The sequence below is a fragment of the Marinimicrobium sp. UBA4209 genome, from assembly GCF_002381585.1.
In the GTDB taxonomy this organism is placed as follows: Bacteria; Pseudomonadota; Gammaproteobacteria; order Pseudomonadales; family Cellvibrionaceae; genus Marinimicrobium; species Marinimicrobium koreense.
Window position 1 is genome coordinate 1 of sequence record NZ_DFTP01000107.1, and the last position, 214, is coordinate 214.

The 214-nt window shown below is 63.1% G+C and carries 1 protein-coding gene; it reads right to left on the reverse strand.

The window, feature by feature from the left end:
- A partial coding sequence (locus B3187_RS15735; RefSeq protein WP_286807407.1) for a DUF1698 domain-containing protein occupies positions 1-214 on the reverse strand: 214 nt, incomplete at both ends.

Here is a 214-nt window from a genome sequence, read left to right on the forward strand (position 1 = left end):
CGAGAACACGGTATCGAAGGCCTCCAGTTTGGGGGGGAGGGCTTCTATGCCGACCGGTACCACGTCCACCGGCGGGTTCCCGCCGAGCAATCGTTTAATGGCGAGAAACTGCACGACAAAACGCGGTGATGGATCAATGCCGATGACCCGGGATGCGCCCGCGCCGAGCATCCGCCAGCAGTGATAACCGTTGCCGCAGCCCACGTCCAGCACC